General features: G+C 61.9%; 1 protein-coding gene. It reads right to left on the reverse strand.

Annotation, left to right across the window (positions count from 1 at the left end; translation table 11 throughout):
- Window positions 1-2,833: efflux RND transporter permease subunit (locus tag NEZ08_RS15590; RefSeq protein WP_298108514.1), on the reverse strand; the 2,833-nt coding region annotated here is incomplete at both ends.

Below are 2,833 nucleotides of genomic sequence, written 5' to 3' on the forward strand. Positions count from 1 at the left end.
GGGGCGGAACCGGATCAGGCAGCCCTGATAGATCGCTTCCTCGGCTTCTTTCCCTTCGTTGCGTTCGGCCGAGATTGCGAAATCGATCATCATGATCGCGTTCTTCTTGACGATGCCGATCAGCATGATCAGCCCGACAAATGCGTACAGGCTCAGGTCGATGTGGAACAGTTTCAACGTAAGCAGCGCGCCGAAGCCGGCCGAAGGCAGACCCGAAAGGATCGTGATCGGGTGAATGAAGCTCTCATACAGAATGCCGAGCACGATGTAGATGACCAACGTCGCTACAATCAGCAGCAGCCACAGGCTGGAAAACGAATCGGCGAAGGCCTGCGCCTGGCCCTGGAAGCTGCCCGAAATGGTCAGAGGCAACCGCAGCGAATCGACCGTTTTCTGAATCGCGTCCACCGCGGTCCCGATGGCAACGTCCGGGCGGAGATTGAAAGAAACCGTCACCGAAGGAAGCTGCCCTGTGTGGTTGACGGTGAGCGGGCCGACCGTGCGTGTCAAGCGCGCCACCGTGTCGAGCCGGACGAGCTTAGCCTGAGCATTCGTGACGCGAAGCTTCGAAAGCGCGTCGGGATCGCGCTGATACTGCGGCAGCGTCTCCAGGATCACGTAGTATTCGTTCGACGGCGTGTAGATGGTCGAGATCTGCTGCTCGCCGTAGGCGTCCGACAACGCGTGCTCGATCTGTTCCGCGCTGACGCCCAAGGCTCGGGCGCGGTCCCGGTCGATATCCACCAGAACCTGCGGACTCGTGATCTGCAAGTCGGTGGTGACGTCCTGCAGGCCGGGGATCTGCTGCATCTTCGCCATCACCAGCGGCGACCAGTCCTGCAGGTCCTTGAAACTTGTCCCGCTCAACGTGTACTGATACAGGCTCTTGGTCAACTGGCCGCCGATGCGGATCGAGGGCGGATTCTGCAGGTACACGCTGATGCCCGGAATGCGGGCCATTTTCGGCCGCAGGTCCTGGATGATCTCGTCCACCGTACGCGGCTTGCCGTCCGGACCCAGCGAGCGGTCCTTGAGCGGCTTCAGATGCATGAACACGCGGCCGGAGTTGCTCGCCGTTCCGAAACCCGATCCGCCGATCGAACTCATAATGGAGGTCATGTCGGGATCGGCCTGCAGAACGGCCATGACTTTCTTTTGATGGTCCCGGAGCCCCTCGAACGAGATGTCCTGGGCGGCCTCGGTGAAGCCGAAAATCTGGCCCTGGTCTTCGTTCGGCAGGAACCCCTTCGGGACTTCGACGAACATCCGCGCGGTCGCCCAGATCAGAACGAAGGAAGCCAGCAGCGTCACCAGCCGGAACCGCAGCACCACGCGCAGCGTCGCGTCATAGGCCGCCAGCAGACCGTCGAAAAACCTCTCGGAGGCCCGGAAGAATATGCCGTGCTCGTGGGATTCCGCGTGCCGGAGAAAGCGGCTGCACAGCATCGGCGTCAGCGTCAGCGACACGAAACCGGAAATGAGAATCGCCACCGTGATCGTGACGGCGAACTCGTGCAGAAGCCTTCCGACAATCCCGCTCATGAACAGCACCGGAATGAACACGGCGGCCAGCGACAGAGTCATCGACAGAATCGTGAAGCCGATTTCGCCGGATCCGTCCTTGGCGGCCTGCATCATGGTCTTGCCCATCTCGCGATGCCGCACGATGTTTTCGAGCATCACAATCGCGTCGTCGACCACGAAGCCGACCGACAGCGTCAGCGCCATCAGAGATAGATTGTCGAGCGTGAAATTGAGCAGGTACATCGCCGCGAACGTGCCGACGATTGAAAGCGGGACCGCAAGGCTCGGAATAAGCGTCGCCGAAACGTTGCGCAGGAAGAAGAAGATCACCAAAATCACGAGGCCGATCGTGATCATCAGGGTTCGCTTCACGTCGCTAATCGAATCGCGAATCGTCACCGAGCGGTCGTAGATGGTGTCCAGGTTCACCGAAGCCGGAATCTCGGCGCGGAACGTCGGCATCAGCTTGCGGATCGAGTCCACCACCTCCACTGTGTTCGTGCCCGGCTGCCGCTGAACGGCCAGAATGATGGAGCGCGTGCTGTTGTACCAGCTTGCCGTCTTGTCGGTCTGCACGCTGTCGATGACCTGGCCGACCTGGTCGAGCCGTACCGGCGCACCATTCCGGTAGGCGATGATCAGCGGCCGGTAAGCGGCGGCGTTCATCAACTGGCCGGTCGCCTGCACCGTAAACGCCTGGTGGCGTCCCCACAGCGTGCCGGTCGGCAGGTTCACGTTGGCCTGCGCCACCGCCTGCTCTATCTGGTCGATGCCGATGCCCCGCGTGGCCAGCGCATCGGGGTCCACCTGCACGCGCACCGCGTACTTCTGCCCGCCGAAAACCGCCACCTGCGCCACGCCGTCGACCATCGAGATGCGCTGCGCCATGAGCGTCTCGGCGAACTCGTCCACCGTATAAAGCGGCAAGGTGGGGGAGTTGAGCGAGAGATAGAGGATCGGCTGATCGGCCGGGTTGACCTTCATATAAGAAGGCGGCGACGGCATGTTGTTCGGCAACTGCCGCCCGGCCTGCGAGATGGCGGCCTGGACATCCTGCGCGGCGGCGTCGAGGCTCCGGTTGAGGTCGAACTGAATCGTGATCTGCGTGGCGCCCAATTGGCTCGACGAGGTCATCGAACTGATGCCGGCGATCGTGGAAAATTGCCGCTCGAGCGGCGTCGCCACGGCGGCGGCCATCGTTTCCGGGCTTGCTCCGGGCAGCGCCGCGGAAACCGTTATCGTTGGAAAGTCCACGTTCGGCAGATCGCTCACCGGAAGGGTGCGATAGCCGAGGATGCCAAAGCCGAGG

Origin of the sequence: Bradyrhizobium sp., assembly GCF_027451485.1 — a bacterium.
GTDB lineage: Bacteria > Pseudomonadota > Alphaproteobacteria > Rhizobiales > Xanthobacteraceae > Bradyrhizobium.